Annotated in this window: 26 protein-coding genes; 23 read left to right on the top strand and 3 right to left on the bottom strand. The window is 38.2% G+C overall.

Features of this window, described 5'->3' with window-relative positions; translation table 11 throughout:
• The first annotated feature begins 3 nt into the window (after positions 1 to 3).
• From spoIIP to CSV60_RS08070, 4 genes are all read left to right on the top strand, one after another.
• Positions 4 to 801, top strand: coding sequence for a stage II sporulation protein P (gene spoIIP, locus CSV60_RS08085; RefSeq protein ID WP_099636609.1), 798 nt, complete (start codon positions 4 to 6; stop codon positions 799 to 801).
• 404 nt (positions 802 to 1,205) lie between these two features.
• Positions 1,206 to 1,892 carry a cell division ATP-binding protein FtsE gene (gene ftsE, locus CSV60_RS08080; protein ID WP_099636608.1) on the top strand — a complete coding sequence of 229 codons (687 nt, stop codon included), beginning with the start codon at positions 1,206 to 1,208 and terminating at the stop codon, positions 1,890 to 1,892.
• Entirely contained in the window at positions 1,882 to 2,766 is an 885-nt protein-coding gene (gene ftsX / locus CSV60_RS08075; protein WP_099636607.1) for a permease-like cell division protein FtsX, read from the top strand. Before ftsE ends, ftsX begins: the two co-directional genes overlap by 11 nt.
• A gap of 112 nt (positions 2,767 to 2,878) precedes the next feature.
• Positions 2,879 to 3,460, top strand: a complete 582-nt coding sequence (locus CSV60_RS08070; RefSeq protein ID WP_099636606.1) for a redoxin domain-containing protein — start codon at positions 2,879 to 2,881, stop codon at positions 3,458 to 3,460.
• 458 nt (positions 3,461 to 3,918) lie between these two features.
• Here CSV60_RS08070 and CSV60_RS08065 read toward each other — a convergent pair whose 3' ends face one another.
• Positions 3,919 to 4,476 (bottom strand): hypothetical protein, encoded by a 558-nt coding sequence (locus CSV60_RS08065; protein WP_099636605.1) that lies wholly within the window; start codon positions 4,474 to 4,476, stop codon positions 3,919 to 3,921.
• Positions 4,477 to 5,128: 652 nt separating this feature from the next.
• Here CSV60_RS08065 and CSV60_RS08055 point away from each other — a divergent pair.
• The 4 genes from CSV60_RS08055 (at position 5,129) to CSV60_RS08040 (ending at position 9,494) form a co-directional block, all read left to right on the top strand.
• Complete coding sequence (locus CSV60_RS08055) at positions 5,129 to 6,172, top strand: C40 family peptidase (protein WP_099636603.1); 1,044 nt, start codon at positions 5,129 to 5,131, stop codon at positions 6,170 to 6,172.
• Positions 6,173 to 6,382: 210 nt separating this feature from the next.
• Positions 6,383 to 6,670, top strand: a complete 288-nt coding sequence (locus CSV60_RS08050; protein ID WP_099636602.1) for a metal-sensitive transcriptional regulator — start codon at positions 6,383 to 6,385, stop codon at positions 6,668 to 6,670.
• Between the two features lie 81 nt (positions 6,671 to 6,751).
• A complete protein-coding gene (copZ, locus tag CSV60_RS08045) occupies positions 6,752 to 6,952 on the top strand; it encodes a copper chaperone CopZ (protein ID WP_099636601.1) in 201 nt (66 codons plus the stop codon).
• A gap of 127 nt (positions 6,953 to 7,079) precedes the next feature.
• On the top strand, positions 7,080 to 9,494 hold the full coding sequence (locus CSV60_RS08040) for a heavy metal translocating P-type ATPase (protein WP_099636600.1): 2,415 nt from the start codon (positions 7,080 to 7,082) through the stop codon (positions 9,492 to 9,494).
• A gap of 152 nt (positions 9,495 to 9,646) precedes the next feature.
• On the opposite strand, the gene CSV60_RS08035 is transcribed toward CSV60_RS08040, so the two are convergent.
• Positions 9,647 to 10,036, bottom strand: coding sequence for a cupredoxin domain-containing protein (locus CSV60_RS08035; RefSeq protein ID WP_099636599.1), 390 nt, complete (start codon positions 10,034 to 10,036; stop codon positions 9,647 to 9,649).
• Positions 10,037 to 10,250: 214 nt separating this feature from the next.
• Between CSV60_RS08035 and CSV60_RS08030 the strand changes: the two genes are divergently transcribed.
• The 9 genes from CSV60_RS08030 (at position 10,251) to CSV60_RS07990 (ending at position 17,741) form a co-directional block, all read left to right on the top strand.
• Positions 10,251 to 10,943 (top strand): response regulator transcription factor, encoded by a 693-nt coding sequence (locus CSV60_RS08030; protein ID WP_199175256.1) that lies wholly within the window; start codon positions 10,251 to 10,253, stop codon positions 10,941 to 10,943.
• Positions 10,940 to 12,022 carry a sensor histidine kinase gene (locus tag CSV60_RS08025; protein WP_099636598.1) on the top strand — a complete coding sequence of 361 codons (1,083 nt, stop codon included), beginning with the start codon at positions 10,940 to 10,942 and terminating at the stop codon, positions 12,020 to 12,022. The genes CSV60_RS08030 and CSV60_RS08025 overlap by 4 nt, the downstream gene beginning before the upstream one ends.
• A gap of 128 nt (positions 12,023 to 12,150) precedes the next feature.
• Positions 12,151 to 12,333, top strand: a complete 183-nt coding sequence (locus CSV60_RS08020) for a hypothetical protein (RefSeq protein ID WP_099636597.1) — start codon at positions 12,151 to 12,153, stop codon at positions 12,331 to 12,333.
• Positions 12,330 to 12,821: a DUF2269 domain-containing protein gene (locus tag CSV60_RS08015; protein WP_233189581.1), complete on the top strand. Its 492-nt coding sequence runs from the start codon at positions 12,330 to 12,332 to the stop codon at positions 12,819 to 12,821. Before CSV60_RS08020 ends, CSV60_RS08015 begins: the two co-directional genes overlap by 4 nt.
• Positions 12,822 to 13,115: 294 nt before the next feature.
• Complete coding sequence (locus tag CSV60_RS08010; RefSeq protein ID WP_099636595.1) at positions 13,116 to 14,606, top strand: multicopper oxidase family protein; 1,491 nt, start codon at positions 13,116 to 13,118, stop codon at positions 14,604 to 14,606.
• A 120-nt stretch (positions 14,607 to 14,726) separates the two neighbouring features.
• Positions 14,727 to 15,803: a stage II sporulation protein P gene (locus CSV60_RS08005; RefSeq protein WP_199175255.1), complete on the top strand. Its 1,077-nt coding sequence runs from the start codon at positions 14,727 to 14,729 to the stop codon at positions 15,801 to 15,803.
• Positions 15,804 to 15,931: 128 nt separating this feature from the next.
• Entirely contained in the window at positions 15,932 to 16,258 is a 327-nt protein-coding gene (locus CSV60_RS08000; protein ID WP_099636641.1) for a four-helix bundle copper-binding protein, read from the top strand.
• A 112-nt stretch (positions 16,259 to 16,370) separates the two neighbouring features.
• A complete protein-coding gene (locus CSV60_RS07995) occupies positions 16,371 to 16,934 on the top strand; it encodes a YdhK family protein (RefSeq protein WP_099636594.1) in 564 nt (187 codons plus the stop codon).
• A gap of 285 nt (positions 16,935 to 17,219) precedes the next feature.
• The gene (locus CSV60_RS07990; RefSeq protein WP_099636593.1) at positions 17,220 to 17,741 is read left to right on the top strand and encodes a CueP family metal-binding protein; all 522 of its coding nucleotides are present in this window, start codon (positions 17,220 to 17,222) and stop codon (positions 17,739 to 17,741) included.
• Positions 17,742 to 17,873: 132 nt separating this feature from the next.
• Here CSV60_RS07990 and CSV60_RS07985 read toward each other — a convergent pair whose 3' ends face one another.
• Entirely contained in the window at positions 17,874 to 18,149 is a 276-nt protein-coding gene (locus tag CSV60_RS07985) for a YmaF family protein (protein WP_158233163.1), read from the bottom strand.
• A gap of 141 nt (positions 18,150 to 18,290) precedes the next feature.
• Between CSV60_RS07985 and merR1 the strand changes: the two genes are divergently transcribed.
• From merR1 to CSV60_RS07955, 6 genes are all read left to right on the top strand, one after another.
• Entirely contained in the window at positions 18,291 to 18,689 is a 399-nt protein-coding gene (gene merR1 / locus CSV60_RS07980; protein WP_099636591.1) for a mercury resistance transcriptional regulator MerR1, read from the top strand.
• 16 nt (positions 18,690 to 18,705) lie between these two features.
• Entirely contained in the window at positions 18,706 to 20,346 is a 1,641-nt protein-coding gene (gene merA / locus CSV60_RS07975) for a mercury(II) reductase (RefSeq protein ID WP_099636590.1), read from the top strand.
• Positions 20,347 to 21,228: 882 nt separating this feature from the next.
• Positions 21,229 to 22,122, top strand: a complete 894-nt coding sequence (locus CSV60_RS07970; RefSeq protein ID WP_099636589.1) for a DUF6744 family protein — start codon at positions 21,229 to 21,231, stop codon at positions 22,120 to 22,122.
• A 25-nt stretch (positions 22,123 to 22,147) separates the two neighbouring features.
• Positions 22,148 to 22,342, top strand: coding sequence for a hypothetical protein (locus tag CSV60_RS07965; RefSeq protein WP_099636588.1), 195 nt, complete (start codon positions 22,148 to 22,150; stop codon positions 22,340 to 22,342).
• A gap of 82 nt (positions 22,343 to 22,424) precedes the next feature.
• Entirely contained in the window at positions 22,425 to 23,591 is a 1,167-nt protein-coding gene (locus tag CSV60_RS07960) for an AAA family ATPase (protein WP_099636587.1), read from the top strand.
• Positions 23,592 to 23,664: 73 nt separating this feature from the next.
• Positions 23,665 to 25,116 carry a VWA domain-containing protein gene (locus tag CSV60_RS07955; protein WP_099636586.1) on the top strand — a complete coding sequence of 484 codons (1,452 nt, stop codon included), beginning with the start codon at positions 23,665 to 23,667 and terminating at the stop codon, positions 25,114 to 25,116.
• Positions 25,117 to 25,132 lie beyond the last annotated feature (16 nt).

The following is a 25,132-nucleotide window of genomic DNA, read 5'->3' as shown; positions in this document are numbered from 1 at the left end:
TCCATGAAAAAATCGTTGAAAATCTGGTGCTCACTCATTTTTATCCTCTTCTTATTCCCTATCATTTTGCAAATGATTCCGAAGACAACACCTGAAGAGGGAGTAGTTGTTCAAACCGATGAGGGAAAATTAGTTTACGCAGCAAATATCTTCGAAACAGAATCCGAAGTACAAACAGACATGCGTGCCCTTTTATACAATACTCATTCACATGAAGCATTTGAACCTATCACTTTAGAGCATGATGGGAAAATTGCTGTTTCCCATCAGGAAGTGAATATTATGGGTCTCAGTGAAAAAGTAAAAAAACAGTTGGAGGTTAATGGGGTAGGGACGGATATTATTGACGTTGATGTTACAGCGGAAATGAATAAAGCAAGGATTCCGTATCATAAATCGTATGATGTTGTTCGGCCATATGTACAGAAAGCCTTGAACGATACGGATTACGACATCATATTGGACATACACCGAGACTCACTTAAAGCGGATAGGACAACAGCCACTTATGAAGGAGAAAAATTTGCGCAAGTCGTTTTTGTTATCGGTGGTGATCACGCTAATTTCAAATTGAATCAGGAATTAGCTGAAAGACTGATGCTCGAAATGGAACAGATTGTTCCAAATATAACTAAGAAAATCGTATTTAAATCAGGGCATGGTGTAGATGGAAAATATAATCAGGATCTTCATAAGCGTCTTATGCTCGTTGAAATAGGTGGAATTGGAAATGATGAAGCAGAACTAAATAGGACAACGGCTGTACTTGCAAAAGCTGTCTCTCAAGTTTTACTTAAATAGGACGAAATCAGACATTGAAGTATCGCTTTTTCAACACTGTTCTTTAATTAGTTTAAATAGGAATAAACATGCATATTCGAAGTGTCAAAAATTTAAAAATATGAGTAATTCCGGCTTTCTAAATCGGCATCGGCGCCGGACACCCTGGTTATTAATATTAATTTTACTCAAAGAGCCCTTGATAACTTCCTTTTGGAGCTATTAAGGGCTCCCTCAATTTCTTCTTTTACAAACTTATCTTAGCTCCTCCCTTAAAAGTGCATAAATAAAGAGTAAAATAAAATTCTGTAAGGAGGAGAGATAGTCTTGAAAAATAGTTATTAGTCGCAAGTGCACCAGTGGGGGAGAAACTTAAACATAATGATTGTTTAAAAGAGGTAGATTAATATTAAGGCGGTATTAGGATGATTATAATGAAAAAGGTTTACAAGAAATACCCGAACGGTGTCGTTGCATCAAACGGCATAAATGTAGAAATTAAACGTGGAGAATTTGTTTTTGTTGTCGGTCCCAGTGGTGCTGGAAAATCGACATTTATAAAAATGATGTACCGTGAAGAAGTGCCAACAAGTGGTGACATCATCATAGATGATATTAATTTAGCGACGCTACGAAATAGTCAGGTTCCTTATTTGCGTCGAAAAGTCGGCGTCGTGTTTCAAGACTTTAAGCTTTTGCCAAAACTAAATGTATATGAAAACATAGCATTCGCACTTGAAGTAATCGAGGAATCGCCAGAGCAAATTCGAAAAAAAGTGAATGTTGTCCTAGGACTTGTCGGACTTACGCATAAGTCACGGATGTTTCCGAATGAATTGTCAGGCGGAGAGCAGCAACGTGTATCGATTGCACGTTCAATTGTTAACACCCCAAAAGTCGTTATTGCAGATGAGCCCACAGGCAACCTTGACCCAGCTACATCATGGGAGATTATGGAGATGCTTGAACGAATTAATGCCCGTGGTACGACGATTGTGATGGCTACTCATAATAAAGAAATTGTCAATACGATGAGGCATCGGGTCATTGCAATTGAAGGCGGACTAATCACCCGTGATGAAGTCGGAGGTGATTACGGCTATGAAAGCTAGAACACTTAGAAGACATTTCAAGGAAAGCTTCAAAAGTCTTGGGCGTAACAGGTGGATGACATTTGCTTCGGCCAGTGCTGTAACCGTAACCCTTTTGCTCGTTGGTGTCTTTCTCGTCATTATGATGAACTTGAACCAGTTGGCGGAAAGTATCGAACAAGACGTGGAAATTAAAGTCATTGTCGATCTCGCTGCGGATGAAGTAGCAGTCGCTGACCTTGAGGAAAAGATACGAAAAACGGATGGCGTCCTAGATGTCCAGTTTTCTTCTAACACTGAAGAGCTTGACAATATGATTGAAGGCTACGGAGATGAGTTTGGATTATTTAAACAAGATAATCCACTTCGGCATGCGTTTTATGTGAAAGCGGCTGAACCACAGCAGACTGCGTCTGTTGCGGAAAAAATAGAAGCGTATGATTATACGCATGAAGTGAATTACGGAAAAGGAAAAGTCGAAAAGTTGTTTAACGTGCTGAACACAGGTCGAAATATTGGGTTTGTACTCGTTATTGCGCTATTGCTGACGGCGACGTTTTTAATCTCTAATACGATTCGAATTACGATTACGGCAAGAAGAAGAGAAATTGAAATTATGAAACTTGTCGGGGCGAAAAATAGTTTTGTTCGAATTCCTTTCCTATTTGAAGGAATGTGGCTTGGTGTTCTCGGCGCCATTTTACCGATGGTTATTGTTACCGTTTCTTATTTCAATCTGTACGTACTTCTTGAACCAAAACTGCAAGGAGAACTTTTCCAATTACTTGGCACGACGCCTTTTATTTATCAATTGAACGGACTGATGCTATTCATGGGTGTATTTATTGGTGTGTGGGGAAGTTTTATGTCTGTACGAAAGTTTTTAAAAGCATAAAAAGAGAAGTGAGCGAGTTGAAAAGGTCTTGGCTAGTAGATTGAAAGATTTATGGAGGGAAAAAATAGCTCGATAATAGAAAATGACAGAACAGTTGAATTGGAGGGTCGTTGTGAAAAAACGAACTGTTGGTCTTCTCATAACAGCTTTAATTATCGGTACGTTGATTGTGATGACGGTTAAGTCGAATATGGAAACAGCAGAGCCAATTGATACGATTGTTGTTGGAGCGGATACTACAACGATTGAGTACGAGTCTGGGCTTGAAGAAGGAAATACACCGCCTGATTTTGAACTTTCTACGCTTTCAGATGACATAATCAAGCTAACGGATTATAAGGGAAAAAAAGTTATTCTTAATTTCTGGGCATCGTGGTGTGGTCCGTGCAAGGCGGAAATGCCGCATATACAAAATTATTATGAAAAAAATAAGGACTCTGCGAACGTAGAAATCATTGCGGTCAATTTGACGACAGCAGAACGGAGCGGGCTCGAAGGTATTGAGAAGTTTGTTGATGCATATGGGCTAACATTTCCGATTCCGCTTGATAATGATGGGGAGGTAATGAATGCCTATAATATTTTGCCAATACCGACGACGTATATGATTGGTACGGATGGAAAAATTAAGCATAAGATTATTGGCCCGATGGATGAAAAAACGATAAAAGAACTTGTTGATAATCTCGATTAAATGCAGCCGGCTCTCTGTTGTAATATTCTTCTCCTGCTTGTTTAGTAGACGAAGTAGGAACATTGTGGGCGAGCGCCGTCAATGAAAATAATATGTAAGACGCGATTAAGGGGTATTGAAACCTTCTGATTTCGTGGATATAAAAAATCGTCCAGATTATAAATCTAGGCGTTTTTTGTGTAAACTTATCCATATGCTGGTCCTTTATAATGGAAAAATAGCAAAAAGGATTTTTTTCATGTTGCTGATTTTGTGCAACTCACGAATCGGTTCAACAAATTTCATGGTTTGTGTATTCCTCATTTCAACCGTATAAAACAAACTTATGCAATATTAAAAAGGCGATATTTCATTCGAATTCGAACGAAATATCGCCTTTTTATGTTCTTTTTTTCTTTGTCTTTTTTTAAGAGCGTCATTCTTCGGTTCAGATAGACTATCATAAAGATACAATCATCTTACTTTCGATTCAAATTTTCATCCAATTTTTCACCTGTTTCAGCCTCATAAATATTCAAGGCTGGTTTATAATCAAATTTACCGTTCGGGCCCCCAACTATGACGTAATTACCTGATTCGCTTTTTTTCAAAAATAATATATAATTTTGATTAATCTCTAGTAATGGAAATTCGCTAAAGACAAATTCGGAATTTCCATCCTGTACAAATGCAATCTCTTTAGCCGAATCAATATCACCTTTGTGTACTTTATCCACTTTAAAAGAGAACTTGGTAAAAGGAATATCCCCGTTAACCATATAACTATCCAGTATTTCTGTAGGTTTTCCTTCTACAATTAACTCGGCCTCTTGGCTTAAATCTTCAAATGTATAAGAAGGAAAAGTCGCTTCCATAGTCAGTATTGGCTTCTCTTCGGTCTGACTATTGTCACTCGACTCGTTCTTCACTTTATTGACTGAAATTTCTTGACTTGATGCATTATAAAAGTTGTAAAATCCAAAAGCTAACAGGGATAGAGCAACAACTCCTAAAATATATTTACTTTTACTACCCATTTTTAATACCCCCATATGTTTGCTAACCCATATTTTTCATTAAGAGTCAGTCCCTGATATTGTCCACCTTGCCACCACATTAAACGTGCACGATTTATTGAATTTTTTAAGTCCGCTAATCCAAATACGTGTCCTAATTTATGTTGGCCAATTCTAGTCCATTGAGCCACTTCATATCTACTTTTCTCAGCGGAGTTAAATTGTATATACCAGCTCACTTTATGCAGTCCTAAGTTAGTAGAAATTGTACGGGCTAACCAAGCACCATCGGGAACATATGCAGCTGACACGTAATTACTTGTATCTTTTGGGAGGTAATTTGCGGCTGTTAAATTACCATTTGTTTCCCTTCCTATATTTATTTAGACGTTTATAAGTTTTTAAAGTTACACCTTTTTGTTTAGTTAAGTTAAAAATTGGAGTGAAATTCCAAGAGTATTGAACATCAGGAGAATTTTTGTGCGTAGCATATCGAAGATACAATATGAATTGCTAAAACATTGCACCAATTCTCCTTAATTAATCCTTAGTTTTGTCATGCGAATGTATTGAGATTGTAAAATGAAAATGATAGTTATTATGCTAAAATTATACAGGAAGTGATAAATAAAGATGCCGAAAAAAGACATCAATAAAATAGTTGGGGTGGAGAATGAGAAAACGATTTATTCAAATACTAATGGCTGTGTTACTTATTAGTATAATACCATTTATATCGTCAAATAAAGTTAGTGCGGCAACTTCAAATGATATTGCAACCTATGCGAAAAAGTTTTACGGTACACCTTATAAGTTCGGTGGGACAACCCCTTCTGGATTTGACTGTTCGGGTTATATAAGATATGTTTTTAATAATTTCAACATTAGCTTACCGAGAACATCCGCGGATCAGTTCAAAGTGGGAACTGCGGTTAGTAAGGACAAGTTACAACCTGGAGATTTAGTGTTCTTTGCAAATACATACAAGAAAGGTATTTCCCATACTGGAATTTATTTAGGGAATGACGAGTTCATATCGGCGAAAAGCCGTGGGGTCTTGAAGGCGAATCTAAAGACAGATCCTTATTGGGCGCCTAAATTCGCGGGGGCAAAACGTGTATTAAACACCCAAGCAGCTGTTGAATCAGTTAAGGAAACACCTGCTGAGCAGATGAGTGATGTGTTTAAAGATTTATCGACAAAGCATCCTGCTTTCGAGGCAATCATTGCACTAAACGAAAGCGGGGTTATAACTGGCTATGGAGACTCCACATTCAAACCTGAAAGTTCAATTACTCGGGGACAAGCAGCTGCAATGATAAATCGGGAGCTTAAATTAGAAGCATCAACTGGTGTGACATTTAAGGATGTCGCGCCAAATCACCCATTTTCGGCTGACATTGCGGCTATGAATGAAGCAGGAATCCTTCAAGGTTATGGAACAGGTGAATTCGGCATTAACGACAAACTGACACTTGCACATCTTGCAGCTATCGTCGATCGGGCATTCGATCTTCAGGGTCAAATCGAGGGAAAATCACAAATCGCATCTAATCATAATGTTGTCCCGACAAGTCACTGGGCTTCAGAAGCAATTCGTGCATTGAAGACACTTGATCAGACACAAGTCTTTCAGAAACCAGGATTTAGTGTAGGAAAAGAAGCGACTCGTGCAGAATTCGCTGCGGCTGTATTTACCGCAGTATCTTACAAATAAGGTTTTTAATATAGCGTGGGCGTACATCTAATATAAAAGATGTACGCCCGCTTTATGTTTTTGTTAGTGGAAGACAGGAGATTAGCCCGAAAAGTTTGAAAAGTGGAACGTTTCCTAATGAAATCAAATCTGCTTAAAAATTGAACTTAAAAAAGGAATATGTTATTATAGGGGTACGGGGTATCGATGCTTATATGAGGAGGGAAGATCATGGAGGAAACTTCGAAAACAACAGTTCAGCCAAATAAGCAACAGCTTCTTAATCGATTAAAACGTGTCGAGGGACAAGTGAGAGGCGTTCATCAAATGGTTGAGAATGACCGTTATTGTGTAGATATTTTACATCAGATTAGCGCGATTCAATCAGCGATGAATAAAGTTTCATTAGCTCTGCTGGAAGATCATACACATCATTGTGTAGCGAACGCAATTAAAGGGCAAGATGGTGAAGCAGCGATTAAAGAGTTGATGAGTGTCATGAAAACAATGACAAAATAAAAAATAACAATACTTCCAACTTGACATACTGGTATGGGGTATGTTAAATTGATGATAACAACAAAACAGGAGGCGTTCAATATGAAAGAAATCTTAAAAGTAGAAGGTATGTCATGTAATCACTGTGTGAATTCAATCGAAACGAATGTTGGGGAACTTGCAGGTGTTTCCTCAGTTAAAGTTGACCTAAATAGTAATGAAGTTTCTGTGGAATTTGATAATGAAGCAACATTGGCTCAAATTAAAGAAACGATTGAAGATCAAGGCTACGATCTAGTTTAACATTTAAAAAAGAATGTTCGCTTACACCACGTGGGGGGTATAAGTCGATGGATAGGATTGTACCATATCGGTATAATCTTTCTTTTTCAAAACTATATACCCCCACCAAGTATGGAAGGAGAGTAAAATGGCTACAACAGAAAAAACCTTGCAAATAAACGGCATGACTTGTTCAGCTTGTGCAAACAGTATCGAAAAAGGTTTGTCGCAAATTGAAGGTGTCGAAAAAGCAAACGTCAACTATGCAATGGAAAGGTCTACGATTATCTATGACCCTGAGAAAACTAATGTGAATGAATTTATGGAAAGAGTTGAAAAACTTGGCTATAGTGTCGTTCAAGAAAGAGAAACATTTGATATTTCGGGGATGACGTGTGCAGCATGTGCTACAAAAATTGAAAAAAGAATTAATAAAATGGATGGTGTTTCAAGTGCCAACGTAAACTTTGCACTCGAAACAATTGCTGTTGAATATGACGATAAACAAGTTGGAACGACTGATATGATTGCAGCTGTTAAGAAAATGGGCTATGAATTAATGCCCAAGCAAGACGAGGGAGACAAGGTAGATCATCAAGAAAAGGAAATCAAAAAGCAACAGAATAAGTTCATTTTCTCGGCTATTTTAACATTTCCTTTGTTATGGACGATGGTTGCACATTTTGAATTTCTATCGTTTATCTACCTACCCGCAATTCTTATGAATCCGTGGGTACAACTTGCACTTGCGACGCCCGTTCAATTCATCGTTGGAGCACAGTTTTATAAAGGTGCATTTAATTCGCTTAGAAATAAGAGTGCCAATATGGACGTATTGATTGCACTCGGTACAAGTGCAGCGTATTTCTACAGTCTCTATTTATCATTTGAATGGATGAATGCAGGAAGTGTTGGACATGCCGACCTCTATTTTGAAGCGGCTGCTGTCATTATTACTTTAATTGTACTTGGTAAATTATTTGAGGTTCGTGCAAAAGGAAAAACAAGCCAAGCGATTCAAAAATTACTAGGGTTACAAGCAAAAACAGCTAGAGTGTTAAGGGACGGCGTTGAACAAGAGCTACCGATTGAACAAGTCGTCACGGGGGATACAATCCTTGTTAGGCCTGGAGAAAGTATTCCAGTAGACGGAGAAATTATCGAGGGGCGTTCTGCAATTGATGAATCGATGATTACGGGTGAAAGTATTCCGATTGATAAAGTAGCTGGGGATACGGTCATTGGTGCAACGATTAACAGGAATGGTTCTTTGCAAATCAAAGCGACAAATGTTGGCAAAGATACAGCTTTGGCGAAAATTGTGAAAGTGGTTGAAGATGCACAAGGATCCAAGGCAGATATTCAACGTTTGGCGGATCGAATTTCCGGTGTTTTTGTGCCGATAGTTGTTGTTATCGCGATTGCAACATTCTTTATCTGGTATTTTGCAGTATCGCCTGGAGATTTACGTTCGGCACTTATTCCAACAATTACGATTTTGGTAATTGCTTGTCCGTGTGCGCTAGGTCTGGCAACACCGACGTCGATTATGGCTGGTTCGGGTAGAGCTGCTGAAATGGGTTTGCTCTTTAAAGGCGGAGAACATTTGGAGAATACACGTTCTATCGATACGGTTGTTCTGGATAAAACTGGAACAGTTACAAAAGGAGAACCTGCTTTAACAGATATTACAGTGACAGAGGGTTTTACAGAAGATGAAGTTTTGCAGTTAGTCGCAACCGCAGAAGATCAATCTGAGCATCCATTAGCACAGGCGATTGTCCTTGGCACGAAAGAAAAAGGGTTATCCCTTCTCGATGCTACAGATTTTGAGGCATTACCAGGCTATGGTATTCGAGCGATTGTTAATGGTAGAGAAGTATTGGTTGGCACAAGAAAATTGATGAAAGAACAAAAGATAGCCATTTTAAATTCCGAAGTTTCCATGGAAAAACTTGAACGTGATGGGAAAACAGCGATGCTCATTGCTGTAGATCAAAAACTTGCCGGTGTCGTTGCAGTTGCGGATACGGTGAAAGAAACGTCTAAAGAAGCAATTAAACGAATGCAGGAATTGGGTCTGGACGTCATTATGCTAACAGGTGATAACCAAAGAACCGCAGAGGCCATTGCTAGCCAAGTATGTCTATCCCATGTGATTGCAGAAGTGTTACCAGAACAAAAAAGTGATGAAATTAAAAAATTGCAAGATCAAGGTAAGAAGGTTGCTATGGTCGGCGATGGTATCAATGATGCACCTGCACTTGCGATGGCAGATATCGGAATGGCTGTCGGAACTGGTACAGACATTGCGATTGAAGCGGCAGATATTACGCTCATGCGTGGCGATTTAAACAGTGTGGCTGATGCAATTATTATGAGTAGAAAAACAATGCGTAATATTAAACAAAACTTGTTTTTCGCTTTCTTCTACAACACGGTAGGGATACCGATTGCAGCAATTGGCCTGTTAGCCCCTTGGGTTGCTGGTGCTGCGATGGCGTTTAGTTCGGTATCGGTTGTGTTGAATGCGTTACGTCTTCAAAAAGTTAATTTGAAGTAATGAATAAAGATGATTTGTACGATTGAAGCAAGTGGAAATATAAGCATTAAAAAGAGTAGGACCGGGAAATTATTCCTGATCCTACTCTTTTCATTCTAAAATCGTGAAAAACAATTACGGAACCGCATCCAAAATTGCTAGGCAGTTATCAATTATGTGATAATTAGCGTTGACTTCATATCGGCATGTCCCGCTCCACATGGAATATTGCAGTAGATTGTGTATTCACCCGGCTCTGTAGGTGTAAAAGTTGCTTCACCATCATCTTTTATGTCCACATCAAGTTCATCGATAGCAATCCCGTGCATGCCTTCTTCGTTTTTATATGTTATTGTAACCTCTTCGCCAGCCTTGACAGTATATTCTGCCTGATCAAATTCAAAATTAATCCCTGTGATATTGATTTCATTGCTGACGTTTGAAGTTTCTGAAGGGGCGGTGTTCTCTACCTGCCCCGTTGCGTCACCTGTATCTTTTCCTCCACAAGCCGCCAGAACAAACAAAGCACTAAATAAAACTGTTGCCAATAACCATTTTTTCAAAATGAATACCTCCTATTTGTTTTGGGATTGATTTCCTTGTATCCCTCCTATACATAATGATAGCCATCAAATATCCATTATCTATGGAGAAAGTAAGACAAAGTCATGACAGTTATTGGTGAGCTAAAGAGGGGGGCTGTTATTGTGTTTACTTTCCGTTCATAAAAAGATGTTACTATAAGACGTAAATGAATAAGAGGAGGCCGATGAATGAATGAACAAGCAAATCAAAGTTCTCGTCATTGAAGATGATCCTTACATTTGTGAATTGATTATTTTATACGCTGAAAAAAGCGGGTATATAGTTAGCATAGCTAATGATGGAATGACAGGATTAGAAATGTTTTATGATTGTTCTCCTGATCTTGTCATTTTAGATATTATGATGCCTGAAATGGATGGTTGGGAAGTTTGCAAGGAAATAAGGAGATTTGATAAAACACCCATTATCATGTTGACTGGGAAAGGCGAAAGCTATGATAAACTTAAAGGTTTCAACCTAGGAGCAGATGATTACATGGTAAAACCTTTTGATCCAAACGAATTGATAGCACGGATAAATGCGGTGCTGCGGCGGGCTTATCCAATGTTAGGTACAAATGAGATCATTGAACTTCCCTTGTTGAAGATTGATCTTAAACAATATAAGGTGACCTACGATAAACGGGAGATTGTGTTACCACCCAAGGAAATGGAGCTACTGTATTTTCTAACCTCACATCCAGATCAAGTATTCACACGTCAGCAGCTTCTGGAAAAAATATGGGGGTTGGATTATGAGGGGGATCCAAGAACAGTCGATGTACATATTAAAAGGATTCGAGACAAATTAGGGAATGCCAACGCTTATTGGAGGGTGAAAACGATTAGAGGAGTGGGCTATAAATTTGAGGTGGCCAACGAGTGATTAAGATAAAAAGTATTTTTGTGAAGCTATTCCTCACATATATCGCCATATTAATTGTGTCACATCTTGTTTTTGCTGTCGCTTCCTATTTGTTATTTCAGAATAACCTAACCAATATGCACTTAAATCCCGAAGGTTTTAACCAAATGAAATACTTGTTTATCTCGTCTTCGATTATTTCAATAACGATTACAGGCATATTTACTTATTACCTGACGAAAAGAATTACCGCTCCACTTCGAGAAATGAATCGGGTTGCGCTTCTTATTGCTAGGGGAGAATTTAATCAGAGAGTCAATATCAGGACGAGTGACGAGCTTGGCGAACTGGGAGAAACGTTCAATTATATGGCGCATGAGTTGGCTAGCACAGACCAGATGAGAAAGGATTTTGTCGCTAATGTTTCCCATGATTTACGCTCCCCTCTTACTTCAATTCATGGATTCGCCAGTGCGTTTCTGGATGATAAAATCCCCAATGCTCGAAAGCGTCATTATTTTACCATTATGAAAGAACAAACTGAACGAATGATTAAGCTAGTCAATGATCTTCTCGATATGTCCCAAATCGAATCGGGGCAGTTGGAAATTCACCCTGTACGCTTTAATTTATCAGAGCTGGTTCGCTTAGTGATGGCTCGTATGGAAACTGAATTTGAAAATAAAAAACTAAATGTGGGATTAATATCTGATGAAGTAGAAGATATCTACGTATATGCTGACCCGGATCGAATTGATCAAGTGATCGTTAATTTGATTCAAAACGCTGTACACTATTCCAAACACGAGAGTTCTATCGAAGTGTTTTTGAAAAAGGAACACCAAGCGGTAGTTTCAATTCGAGATTATGGGCCGGGAATTAGTCAAGAAAACATTCAATCTATTTGGAAACGGTTTTATAAAGTAGATAAGGCCCGTACTAAAAAGGCGGGTACAGGACTAGGCTTGTCCATTGTTAAGCACATATTAGTCCTTCATCAAACCGACATTCAAGTGGAAAGTGAAGTAGGAAGAGGGACAACCTTTACATTTACACTCCCATTAGCTATGAATAAATCAAATAAACATGGGAATGCATAATTCTCTGTTCATCGTCCGTTCATAAAAAATTGCTATACTGATTGGGCATTAAAAAACGATGAATACAAGGGAGGAAAATATAAATAAAAAAATCAATATCAAGTCATACGGCAGAGGAGGATACGAATATGTCGGATCGCAAATCTACTACGGGTACACCGCGGTGGGTAAAGGTGTCTGGGGTTGTCGTGATTATTTTAGTACTACTTGCTGTTGCAATAATGGTTATTAGCGGTGGTGAACATGGTCCTGGTCGTCACATGCCGACTTCTAGCAATGTGGAACAGGGAGTGAAACAGCAGTGGTCATGAAACCTGGCCTACGTAAGTTCGCGCTCACTGCCCATATCACTTCTTCGATTGGCTGGCTCGGCGCGGTCATTGGATTCCTAGTTCTTGTCGTCGCTGCCCTTATAAAAGAAGATGCCAAGACGGTGCATGCTGCTTGGATTGCGATGGAGTTGATTGGCTGGTTCGCGATCGTCCCCTTAGCCCTTCTCTCGCTACTGACTGGGCTTGTTATGTCATTGGGTACTAAGTGGGGCTTAGTAAAGCATTATTGGGTCCTTTTCAAACTACTGCTCACCGTTATAGCCACAACCATTTTGCTGCTCAATATGCAGACAGTGAGCTTCCTGGCAGATGTGGCGAAAGAGACGGGAAGTGCCGATCTTAGCGGCTTGTGGGGCGAACTCTTCCACGCCGGGGTAGGTCTACTTGTGTTGCTCGTAATCATCATACTATCGGTTTACAAGCCAAGAGGCACGACTCCGTTTGGGAAGCGTAAGCAACATAGTTGATTTAAAATTAATTAGCATTAGGTAAAATATTTATATATCTTTTTGTGAATGGGCAATATTTTAAGTGAACGGCCGCGTTTGATGTAGAAATGCGGCTTTTTTGACCCAATTTCTAAAATCCACAGCCGAGATCAGTCTTCGTATCTTTAAATTGCGCAATTCAATTAAGAGATAAATTATTTCGATTTTATCAAATATCTTCTTTCTAACTACTTCACTGCAATATGCATATTTTTTTCATATTTTCTTGTTACACTAAAAAAGTAATATAGCAGATGAAAGGGGAAATACTTGATGGGAATAAAGATAAAGATTGCCGCGGCGGCAATTAGTTTATTGGTTATTGGCGGTTGTAGCAATAACAATCCGCAACCTGCCGAGGAAATGGATCAAGACATGGAGGAAATGGATCATTCCACTATGGGTGACATGATGGAGGGACATATGAGCCATGATGAGGTGGTAAGTTTAAACGACTCAACAGGGGAAAATGAATTAAAAATCCCTTCTATGCTTGAAACTGATAATGAGGATGGAGTCGTATATACGGTTCGAGCACAAAAAGGAAAAACCGAAATATTCGACGGTACTGAATCGACAACGTATGGATACAACGGGTCGTTTTTAGGGCCGATGCTCCGTTTTGAAAAAGGTGACAAAGTTAAAATTAGAACGATAAACGAACTGGATGAAGAGACGACTTTTCACTGGCATGGATTGGAAGTATCTGCTGATGCAGATGGTGGACCGCATGATGTGGTTAAGCCGGGAGAAGAAAAGGTGATTGAATTTGAAGTGACACAAGAAGCGTCAACGTTATGGTTCCATCCCCATCCAGAGGGGAAAACCGCTGAACAGGTATACAATGGACTTGCGGGATTGATTTATATCGAGGATGAAAATTCGAAAAGCATTGGATTGCCAACTGATTATGGGAAGAATGATTTTCCTTTGATTTTCCAAGATCGAATATTTGATGATAAAAAACAATTGAATTTTAGTGCCGCAAAGAATGAAGATGGGACAATTGGCGATACCTTACTGATCAACGGGACGTTGAATCCCAAGTTGACTGTAAATAAGGAGAAAGTACGTCTTCGTTTATTAAATGGATCGAATGCGAGGAATTACACATTTAAATTGAATACAGGGGATTCTTTTGTTCAAATCGCAACGGATGGCGGTTTCTTGAATGAACCGGTCACTTTAAATGAAGTAACACTTACACCTTCAGAAAGAGCGGAAATCATTGTCGATTTTTCGCAGCTCAATACTTCAAATGACTTGGCGTTGGTAAATGAGGATGGGTCTGTCCTTTTACCATTTAAGGTTTCTGATCAAGACGAAGTGATTAGTGGAATTTCAGAAGAGTTGAATGATTTTGCATTGACAGAAGAAGAGAAGAATTTACCAGTCACAAAGAAAGTGGAACTCTTTGGGATGATGGATATGGTAACAATAAATGGAAAAAAGTTTGATCCGGATAGAATTGACTTCACACAACAGCAAGGGGTTACTGAAGTGTGGGAAATTTATAATAAACCCGACATGATGGGTGGAATGATTCATCCATTCCACATTCACGGCACGCAATTTAAAATAATCTCCAGAGACGGAGAAGAGCCACCGGAAAATGAGCAGGGATGGAAGGATACTATCTCAATAAAACCAGATGAGACAGTAAAAATTGCTATACAATTTAAGCATAAGGGTATCTATATGTTCCATTGTCATATTCTTGAACATGAGGATAACGGCATGATGGGACAGGTGAAAGTGGAGTAAACTTCAATTCAATCGCGTGTGAAAGTCTGTAACAGCCAGTGTGTATTCGTTCACACCGGCTGTTTTAAAATTCATCATATGAAAAAATGTTTACATTCTTTCTAAAAGGTAGGCTACATTATGTTTCCAAAAGTTAAGAAGTACACTAAGAAAAAGAAAAAATCTATATTAATCGTCCTTTTATATTTGGCAATTATTTTATTTTCTATATGGTTATTAGTTGTTTTATTGCTGTCATACTACTTGTGGCATGATGAAATCAAAGAAAATCCTTTATTGGGTAAAGTGGATTCTTTTTCTAATTTCTACATGGAAACGTTGAAGGATTCCTCCGATTTTCTCAAACCATTAGGTGAAACAGATGTTACTTTAAAAGGAACATCCAACGAAAAAGAAAAAATCAATATTCAGTTGGAGCAGCCAGATAGAGATGAATTCCAGCCTGCCATGAAAGATCTTTTAAAAGACAGAGAACTTGCTTTCAAGAACATTGACGCTATCTTTGAAAGTATGAAATCACCTAAAGGAATTACAAAAGATTCAATTCATTCGACATTTGGCAGAGACATTATTTATATTTATCACACCCATAACAGGGAATCTTTTTTACCTTATTTAAAAGGCACCGATAAACCGGAAGATGCTTATCACTCAAAAGCAAATATTACGTTGGTCGGTGAAATGCTGGGTAGGGCACTGGAGAGAAGAGGGGTGGGAACGAAAGTGGATTCAACCGATATTGTTCAAGAATTAAGTTTGAGAGAGTTAAACTATAATAGTTCATATAATTTATCAGAAGAATTGGTTCGGTCTGCGCGTGCCGAAAATAAAGATTTCGACATTTTTCTGGATTTACATCGTGATTCATTGCGCAAAGATTCTACCACGTTAGAAATGAATGGGGAAAATTATGCACGTCTGTTATTTGTAGTTGGTACTGGACATGAAGAATTTATGAAGAATCTTTCGTTTACTGAAGGCCTACATAAACTTCTCGCTACTCAGTATCCCGGTTTGTCAAAAGGAATACTAAAAAAAGATAGTAGCCAAGGCAATGGGGTCTATAACCAAGATATTTCCCCAAACTCCGTTATTGTAGAAATTGGAGGCGTCGATAATACGGTAGAAGAGCTACATCGGACTACCGAAGCGTTGGCGGACGTGCTAAGCGATTATTATTGGCACAGAGAAAAGTAATCTGTTTGTTTGGAGTCCAACACATAAAAAAAGAAAAAGGATTTTTTAAGGAGTTTCTTCTTTTTAGTTTTAAAACGACTTTTAAGGGAAAAATATCACTGATTGCAAAAATAGCAGGAGGTGAGTCCATGAATACGAAATACGAAGAATGTCTGAAAGCTTGTTTAGAATGTCTAGAGGCATGTAATGTCTGTTTTGATGCGTGCTTGAAAGAGGAAGATCTGAAGATGATGGCTGATTGTATCCGCTTGGACCGTGAATGTGCAGATATATGTGCGTTTTCCGTACAAGCAATGACGCGAAATAGCCCATTTACTAAACAGATTTTAGAACTATGTGCAGAAGTTTGCGAACGTTGTGCAGAAGAGTGTGCAAAACATGATCACGATCATTGCCAACGCTGTGCCGAATCTTGCCGAAAGTGTGCTGAGGCATGCCGACAAATGGTAGCTTAAGTAATATGCAGAAAATATAACCAGCAAAGGAGCTATTTCAAGAAGTTGAAAAGGCTTTCTTGGGATAGCTTCTTTTATTTGATAATTATTCAGAATAAGGAGTGCTATTCGAATGAAAAAGCAACTGCTTTTTTTAAGTATCGCTATGATTATTGGTTTAAGTGCTTGTGGAAATAATACCAGCAACGAGGAAAGTCAAAACACTAATAACGAACCCCAACAGGGAGACATGGAAATGGAGATGAACCATTCCGGCTCAGGTGAAGTCCCTGAAAGCTTGAAGGTGGCAGAAAATCCAACCTATGAAGTGGGAAGCGAAGCAATTATTAAAACAGACCATATGGAAGGAATGGATGGGGCTGTAGCGACAATTGTGGGTGCTTATGATACTACGGCTTACGCTATCTCATATACCCCGGTAACTGGCGGAGAAAGAGTGGAAAATCATAAATGGGTCATTCAAGAAGAAGTTAAAGATGATGACGACAAAACTTTGGAACAGGGAACCGAGGTCACCGTGGAGGCAGACCACATGAAAGGGATGGAAGGAGCATTAGCTGAAATTGATTCAGCAGAAAAAACTACTGTATATATGATTGACTATACTCCGACTACCGGTGGGGAAGAAGTAACAAACCATAAATGGGTAACGGAAAGTGAGCTTTCAGCTAAATAATGTTTTTACAAAGTAGAATAAAAATGTCCCATAAGCCAAAATTTATTGGTTTTATGGGGCATTTTTTTGATAGCATGCTTCAATTCTATCATTTAACACGATTAAAAGTTGATTTTCAAATAGGCAACTTCCCAATTTAAAGTGTGACGGTTCGGTTAACTTGCGATTTTTATAAGTGAGATATGATAAAATATACTTGATGTAAGTTCTTTTTAGTTTGAATAAAAGTGAGGTCAATTCGATGACCTATAATTTTTCATATAAAGAATAGGAGAGAAATTAATTATGAAAAAAAGATTACTCGTAGTATTTGGTTTATTGCTAAGTTTTATGTTAGTCGCTTGCAGCAATGATTCATCGGATGGAAGTGAAGTCAAAGATACAAAAGAAAAGGTACATGAGTATAGCGTTGGAAGTTTTGAAGACGATGTAACAGCATCTATTACATCTCATGAACTGATTGTTAATGATAATGGCAAAGAAACTACATTTGACTTGCCAAGTGATGAATTCTTCGTTTCTATTGCACCATTTGTTGAAACTACACATCCTTGTGCAATACATAGTTTAACAGGGTGCCAAGGAGAACTAGTTGAAAAAGACTTCGACGTGCATATTCAAGACGAAGATGGCAATGTCGTTGTAGACGAAACGATCGCCTCTTTAGAAAATGGATTTATCGATCTGTGGTTACCGCGTAATAAAAATTTCCAAGTGAAAATTACACATGACGACAAAACAGTTGAATCTAATATCTCCACATTTGAAGGCGACAATACTTGTATTACAACGATGCAACTAACATAATTCCTTTAAACATCATCCACTTAGAATCGTGAAGTACTCACAATACTTTTCATGGTTCTTTTTTTATATCAAATTTGATCTCGTGCTATTCCCGCAGAACAAGATTGTTTCTCACCTTAACACCGTTTCTTATTAATCTTTTGAGGGTTGAGTGAATCCTTTTATCACATGTGTATGACCATCATCTTCTGTCGTTCTCACTTCCATATAATAGGTATGGAACCCACCCGGTAATGGAATGGGTAAACTTGTATATGCTTCGTATTGATATATATGTCCATCTTCAAAAGTTGTGTTACCAATCATATGGCGATAATGCCCTTTTTCCGTCTCGGTCGGCGTACTTGTCTCCCCCTGGATATATCTGCACATGTCCATTTGAGAAAGTGGTTGTACCAAGATGACCATGTGTATGAACATCACAGATAGGGATAAAATTAATTTAAAACACGAAATAGCATCCCTGTTAGGTGGTGCTTTTTTTTTAGGAAGCTATATATTGACCCTGTACTTAGGTACAGGGTTTATACTATGTATGAGGTGAAACAAATGGTTTTTCATATAGGTGAACTGGCGGAGAAATGTAACGTTAACAAAGAAACCATTCGGTATTATGAGCGATTAGGATTAATTCCGAAACCTTCTCGTACAGAGTCAGGATATCGAATATACACAGAACAAACCGTTGATCGATTGAATTTCATTAAACGTATGAAGGAATTAGGTTTTACTTTAAATGAAATTGATAAGCTTTTAGGCGTGGTGGATCGTGATGAAGCAAAGTGCCGTGATATGTATGATTTCACTGTTTATAAGATAGAGGACATTCAACGGAAAATTCAAGATCTAAAAAAAATCGAACACATGCTTATCGACCTAAAAGGAAGATGTCCCGAAAACAAGGATATTTATGAATGCCCCATTATTGAAACTTTACTAGAAATTTAAGGACGGAGGAAAAGTATTGAAAAGATATCGGATTAACATTCAAGGAATGACTTGTGCAAGTTGTGAAAATCATGTTTCAGTTGCCTTGGAAAATATAGGTGCAAAGTGTATTGAAGTTGATTTTCGTCGTGGGGATGCTGTATTTGAGCTTCAAAATGACGTAGAAGTTGAAATAGCTAAAAATGCGATTGCTGAAGCAAAATATCATCCAGGGGAAGTTGAAGATTTACAATCACAAGTAAAAGCTAATACAGGTTGCGAAGATGATTATGACTACATCATCATTGGTTCTGGTGCAGCGGCCTTTTCATCTGCCATTGAAGCCGTGGGTTATGGCGCAAAAGTTGCGATGATTGAACGTGGAACGGTGGGAGGAACTTGCGTTAATATCGGATGCGTTCCGTCTAAGACCTTGTTAAGAGCCGGAGAAATCAATCATTTAGCAAAAAATAATCCATTTACAGGATTACACACTACAGCACAAAATGTTGATTTAGCCTCATTAGTAAACCAAAAAGATGAATTAGTAAGTACACTTCGCAACGAAAAATATGTGAATTTAATTGATGATTACGGTTTTGAATTAATAAAAGGTGAAGCGAAATTTGTAAACGAAAGCACGATTGAAGTTAATAGCAACCAAATAACAGCAAAACGATTTTTAATAGCCACAGGTGCGTCTCCATCTGTTCCAAATATTTCGGGATTGAATGACGTGGATTATTTAACAAGCACTTCGTTACTTGAATTAAAGAAAGTGCCAAAGCGTCTCACGGTGCTTGGTTCTGGATATATCGGCTTGGAATTAGGACAGCTATTTCATAATTTAGGCGCAGAAGTAACTTTGATACAAAGAAGCGAGCGTCTACTAAAAGAATACGAACCTGAAATTTCAGATGCGATGACCCAGGCATTAACAGAACAGGGAATTAATCTAATTACAGGAGCAACCTACGAACGCATAGAGCAAGATGGAAGCATTAAAAAAGTTCATGTAGAAATAAATGGTGAAAAGCGAATTATTGAAGCAGAAGAATTGCTTGTAGCAACGGGAAGAAAGCCAAATACAGAATCTTTGAACTTACATGCAGCAGGTGTTGACGTTGGGTCTCGTGGTGAAATCGTCATTGATGAATATTCTAAAACATCCAATTCCCAAATTTACGCAGCCGGAGATGTAACGCTTGGTCCTCAATTTGTTTATGTAGCTGCTTATCAAGGTGGACTTGCTGCGCGTAATGCAATCAGAGGCCTAAATCAAAAGGTGAATTTAGAAGTTGTTCCAGGTGTTACGTTTACTAATCCATCGATTGCAACGGTTGGTTTAACTGAACAGCAAGCAAAAGAAAAAGGACTTGAGGTTAAAACATCAGTCTTGCCGTTAGATGCCGTACCAAGAGCCCTTGTTAATCAGGAAACAACAGGCGTTTTTAAATTAGTAGCAGATGCAAAAACATTAAAAGTGTTAGGCGTTCATATCGTTTCGGAAAACGCAGGAGAGGTAATCTATGCGGCAACATTAGCTGTAAAATTTGGATTGACAGTGGAGGATCTACGAGAAACTTTTGCCCCCTATTTAACAATGGCAGAAGGTTTGAAATTAGCAGCCCTTACGTTTGATAAAGATGTATCTAAATTATCTTGTTGTGCAGGATAGTATTATGAATACAAAAAAAGCCGAAATTCCTTATAGTGAGGAAATCGGCTTTTTAAATTGAAACTATTTTAGCGTGGCAAATACGTGATATTGTTGGTAATATCCTATAAAGTATTGACCTACTATTTCATTGGCCGTTTATAAGATGACGGAGGTTTCACTGTGATGCATATTGTTTAAGTTGCCCTTTTAATTCAAATAACTTGTTCTTAATAAAAGGATTTGTTTTCTCTGATAATTGATCTAATTAAAAAAGCGTGCTTCTATCGCTTGATTCTCATAAGGCGCTATTACTCCTTGATAGTTATGGAGAATAAAATTCAAATGTACGTTTCAAAACCAGTACGATTCATCAAAACTTCCTCTTGAGCTAAAGGGGGCGTTACTGTAGTAATCATAATTATTTAAGACGCTTAACTTAACTAGAAATTCACGGTAATGTTAGGCGGTCATTTCGGATGAATTTGCTATCAGCCCCGGGTTTTGTTAAAGTAAAAGTATATTCATTATGTTATTAAGTCACTGTTCTACTAGTGAAAGTCGTTATACTTTCTATCTTTTTTAGAAAGTGACTCGGCACAAATGTTCAGCCTTTGGACTCCTAATTTGAGAGAGAGGTTAGGCAGACGTATTACACGTCCGAAAATTGCTTTTGCATATCAAAAAGGATACTTACGCATTTTGCGTGAACTATATTAAAACCGATTATTCCTATTCAGGAGTGGTCGGTTTTTTGCTTTCAAAAACTATAGAAGGGAGATAGAAAAGAATTTATTGACGAACAAATCGGGTTATTTTAAAACGCATTTACTTAGCAATCGCTAGGTGTAAATGCGTTTTTTTTATTTATCTAAAATACAAAAATAGAAAGGGTTGTTAGGTATGTCTATTAATCTTGATAATATGACAGCTGTTCAAAACAAGCAGCAAGACGGTATTCTCGGTCACCTCATGTGGTTCTCGGTTGGCAAGCAATTAGTCAAAATGAATGATTTGGAGCAAGCACTTGTTCAATCAGGTTTGCCTGTTGAATGGATGCCAAATGCGATTCGTCCAGCTGATGCTTTCCGAAGAAGTACTAAAGAGATAGAGACTAGAAAATCTACAGGACATGCTGGGGTATTCGAGAACTACCTTATACGTGAAGTGTTCTCGGACAAAAGCCATGTGCAAAGGAACATTGTAGTGGAAAAAGTGGATCAGGCGGGTAAACGTCTTGACTACAACAGTAAAGCGGGAGTAATCACGCTAGATAAACAGAAGAGTTCTCTAACGTTTATAACGGAGAATGAAATTGCAAAAGAGCTGTGCTTTGAAGCAGAGCGTAATTTCAATATTTACAAAGACCATTATTCAGCTCAGCAAGTAAGAGTAATGGTGAGTAAAATACTTCAATCACTTGCACCCACACCTGTACGTCCAAATGGAGGCGTATATTTTGTCCCAGATTCACATACGGAGGGTCTAAACCAGCTCGTAAACTTTACGTCCTCTCTTGAGAACAGTGAAGGATTCAAGATCCCCGTTGTTAATACATTCGACAATAGGCAAATGGTGAACACAAAACTAAACGATCATTTAGAAGCAATTTTACATGATTGTAAGTCGAGTGCTGGGCTGAAAAAAGGACAAGTGAAAGAGATTATTGAAAATGCGAAGTCTGTAATTGCGAACTATCGTAATTATAAAGGCATTGTCGCCAATGAAGCAGATACGCTAGAAAATAAAATTATAACGATCCGTGCCGCTGTTTCGAAAATGGTTGCGGATCTTTAAAAAGTAACGGAATGGAGGGATTAAAATGCCAGAATTTTATCAAACGATAATGGGAAGAAAATTCTATGAAAGAGATGTTGTTGATTGTGTGCAACACGTTAAGAAGATTGCTCAAGAACTCGAACGTTCAAATGAACTGAAAGAACAGGAGTTGCAGATGAAGATGCGTGAGCTATCGATAAAAGAACAAGAATTATTTATTCTTTCAGCGAAAAACTGAAATAATTCTTATAAAGGGAAGTACGGTTGCAATAAAAATCGGCTTCCTTTTCTATTTAAACTAAAAAAGGGGTTAATAAAAAATGACAAATACTAATTTTGCAAAGTTAGAGGAAATTAAAAATGCACTCAATGCAAAGTTTTTTGAGCGTGAGAAAGAAGTTGAAGGGATTCTCGTTGCTCTACTTTCAAGGCAGCACATGCTCATGATTGGACCTGCCGGAACTGCAAAATCTGCATTGTCGGTTGAGTTAGCAACAATCATACAGGGAACGGAATACTTCCAGTGGTTGCTGACAAGATTCAGTACACCTGAAGAAGTGTTTGGTCCATTGTCTTTAAAAGACCTTGAGCAAGGCGTATATAAGCGGAATACAGCAACTAAAATGCCAGAAGCAAATCTTGTTTTCCTGGATGAAATATTCAAAGCGAACTCTGCTATCTTGAACAGCTTGCTAACACTAATAAATGAAAGACTTTTCTATAATAACGGAACGCCAGTAAAGGTTCCCTTGATATCTGTTATTGGGGCTTCAAATGAATATCCAGACGAGGAAGAAGGTCTTGAAGCCCTTTTCGACAGGTTCTTACTTCGATTCGAACTAGATTACATTGCAGATGAAACGAATTTTGTTTCTATGATGAAGGGCACCGATCAAAATCAGGTTATGCCCTCCATGACTATGGAGGAGTTGGTTCAACTTCAGTTTTTTACTGACATGGTTACAATTCCAGACGAAATATATGAAACTTTTTCAAAAATCCGTAATGAATTGCGTGATGAAGGAATCCGTCCTTCTGACAGGCGATTTAAACAGTCGCTGTCGGTACTTCAAGCAAAGGCTCTGATAAACCAAAGACAAATTGTGAAGGTTGATGATATTGTCATCCTTGAAAATGCCCTGTGGGAAACGGTTGATCAAAAGGATAACGTTTCTTTGATTGTTCGTAGCCACGCACAAGACGTGGTTACTCGAAAACTTGATACGATTCAGGAAGAGGCTAGTGAAATATTTTCTTCCATGCAGACCGAAGCTTCTACTGATGCTGGTATGGAAGCTACCCAAAAATTGAAATCGTTAGTTGCTGATTTAAATAAGTTGAAAAAGCATAATCAAAGTAGAGATACGGATATTGACTCTTTACTTGATAAAGTGAAAGCGATGCAACAAGAAATTCTTGACAGTATTTTGGAGCCAATGGATTTTGGCACTGCAAGTGAAAAATCAACTGTACAAATGCCATTCTAAAAAAACATTGATGAAGATAATTGGAATGCTAAGGATACTTCTTGGCATTTCTTTTTCGAAAAAATAAAAGGGAGTGTTTTATTTGAAATTAACTAGAATTAGAAATGAAAATCATTCTGTGTTAAATACAGACACCTTCGATAAAAGACGTTTCAAAGAGATTTATAAGATGTCGCAAGGACTTCAAAAGTTAAGCCTTGATGGAGAATTGCCTACTATTGAACCGTTACTCGGTGACATATGGGCTTCTTTATACAAAATGAAACCTGAATTAAGCGAAGGGAAAATCCCAGATGATTTGCAAGTTAACAAATCATTTATGGAGAAAATCATGAATGATGAGTCGTTTGAAAACTATCGAAACTTTACTCGATTGGATGACTTATCTTCAGCCATCGGAACTGTGAAATTTGGGGAGAAAACGAACAAATGGTTAATTAAACAAAAAGAACAGGATGAAGATTTACGAAAACAAATGCAAGAAATTCAGGCGATGCAAAGGCAACTTCAAAAGCAGGAACAACAAAATGGAGCTGGAAATGGTAGTGAGAAGTTACAAGAAGACTTAAAAGAAGCAATGTCAGACCTAGGGGATCAACTTCAACAAACGTTGCAGAACAACAGTCATAGCTTTTCGCAAGCGATGGCACAAGCTATGCAGGAAACGAAACAGACGAAAGATAGCTTGAAATCATTACTTGGGGGTACGGGTGCTGGTAGTGGTGATGCAGAACTGAAAAAAGTTCCTTTGCGGGATCAGATTTCATTAGCTGAAAAAATCGCATCTAATAAACAGATGAAAGAAATTGCGGATTGGGCTGGTCGATTTAAACAGATAGCCCGTAAAAAGCAAAAATCTAAGCATAGTGATTCAATGGAAAGAAGTGGGGTTACATTAGGTAACGATATTGAGCGACTGTTACCGATGGAGTTAGGGTTATACACACATCCGATAACGAGGAATGACTTTTTACGTCGCTTTGTAGAAGGTCAGACGATGATGTATGAACAGAAAGGGCAAGAGGTATTGGGGAAAGGTCCAATTGTACTTTGCCTGGACCAGTCAGGCAGTATGCACAAGCTAGATAGCCAATCCAAAGGGTTTACGTTAGCCCTTATGTCGATTGCAAGAAAACAGAGAAGGGATTTTTGTTTGATATTGTTTTCTACTCGTACACAAATCTTTAAATACGAGAGAGGAAAAATAAAAAGTTCAGATATGATCAATTTAGCCCAAACTTTCTTAGGGAGAGGTACGGACTTTGCACTTCCGCTTAATAGGGCGATGGCAGTAATAAACGAAAGTCGTTTTAAACAAGCGGATATTATTTTCGTAACTGATGGTGAAGACCGAGTAAAGGATTCATTCCTAGAAGCATTCAATAAAAAGAAAAGAGAAAGGGAATCCAATGTGCTATCTCTTGTAATAGGAAGTAGCACAAAAACAGTCGAGCAGTTTTCGAACAAGGTAGTCTATATTAAGAATTTTGACGACGCAGGAAGTTTTACTGCTTTTGAAATATAAAATAATAATTTAGAGA

The organism is Sporosarcina sp. P7 (assembly GCF_002743425.1).
In the GTDB taxonomy this organism is placed as follows: Bacteria; Bacillota; Bacilli; order Bacillales_A; family Planococcaceae; genus Sporosarcina.
The sequence above is the reverse complement of the archived record's forward strand: the minus strand, read 5'-3'. Positions and strand labels throughout refer to the sequence as shown.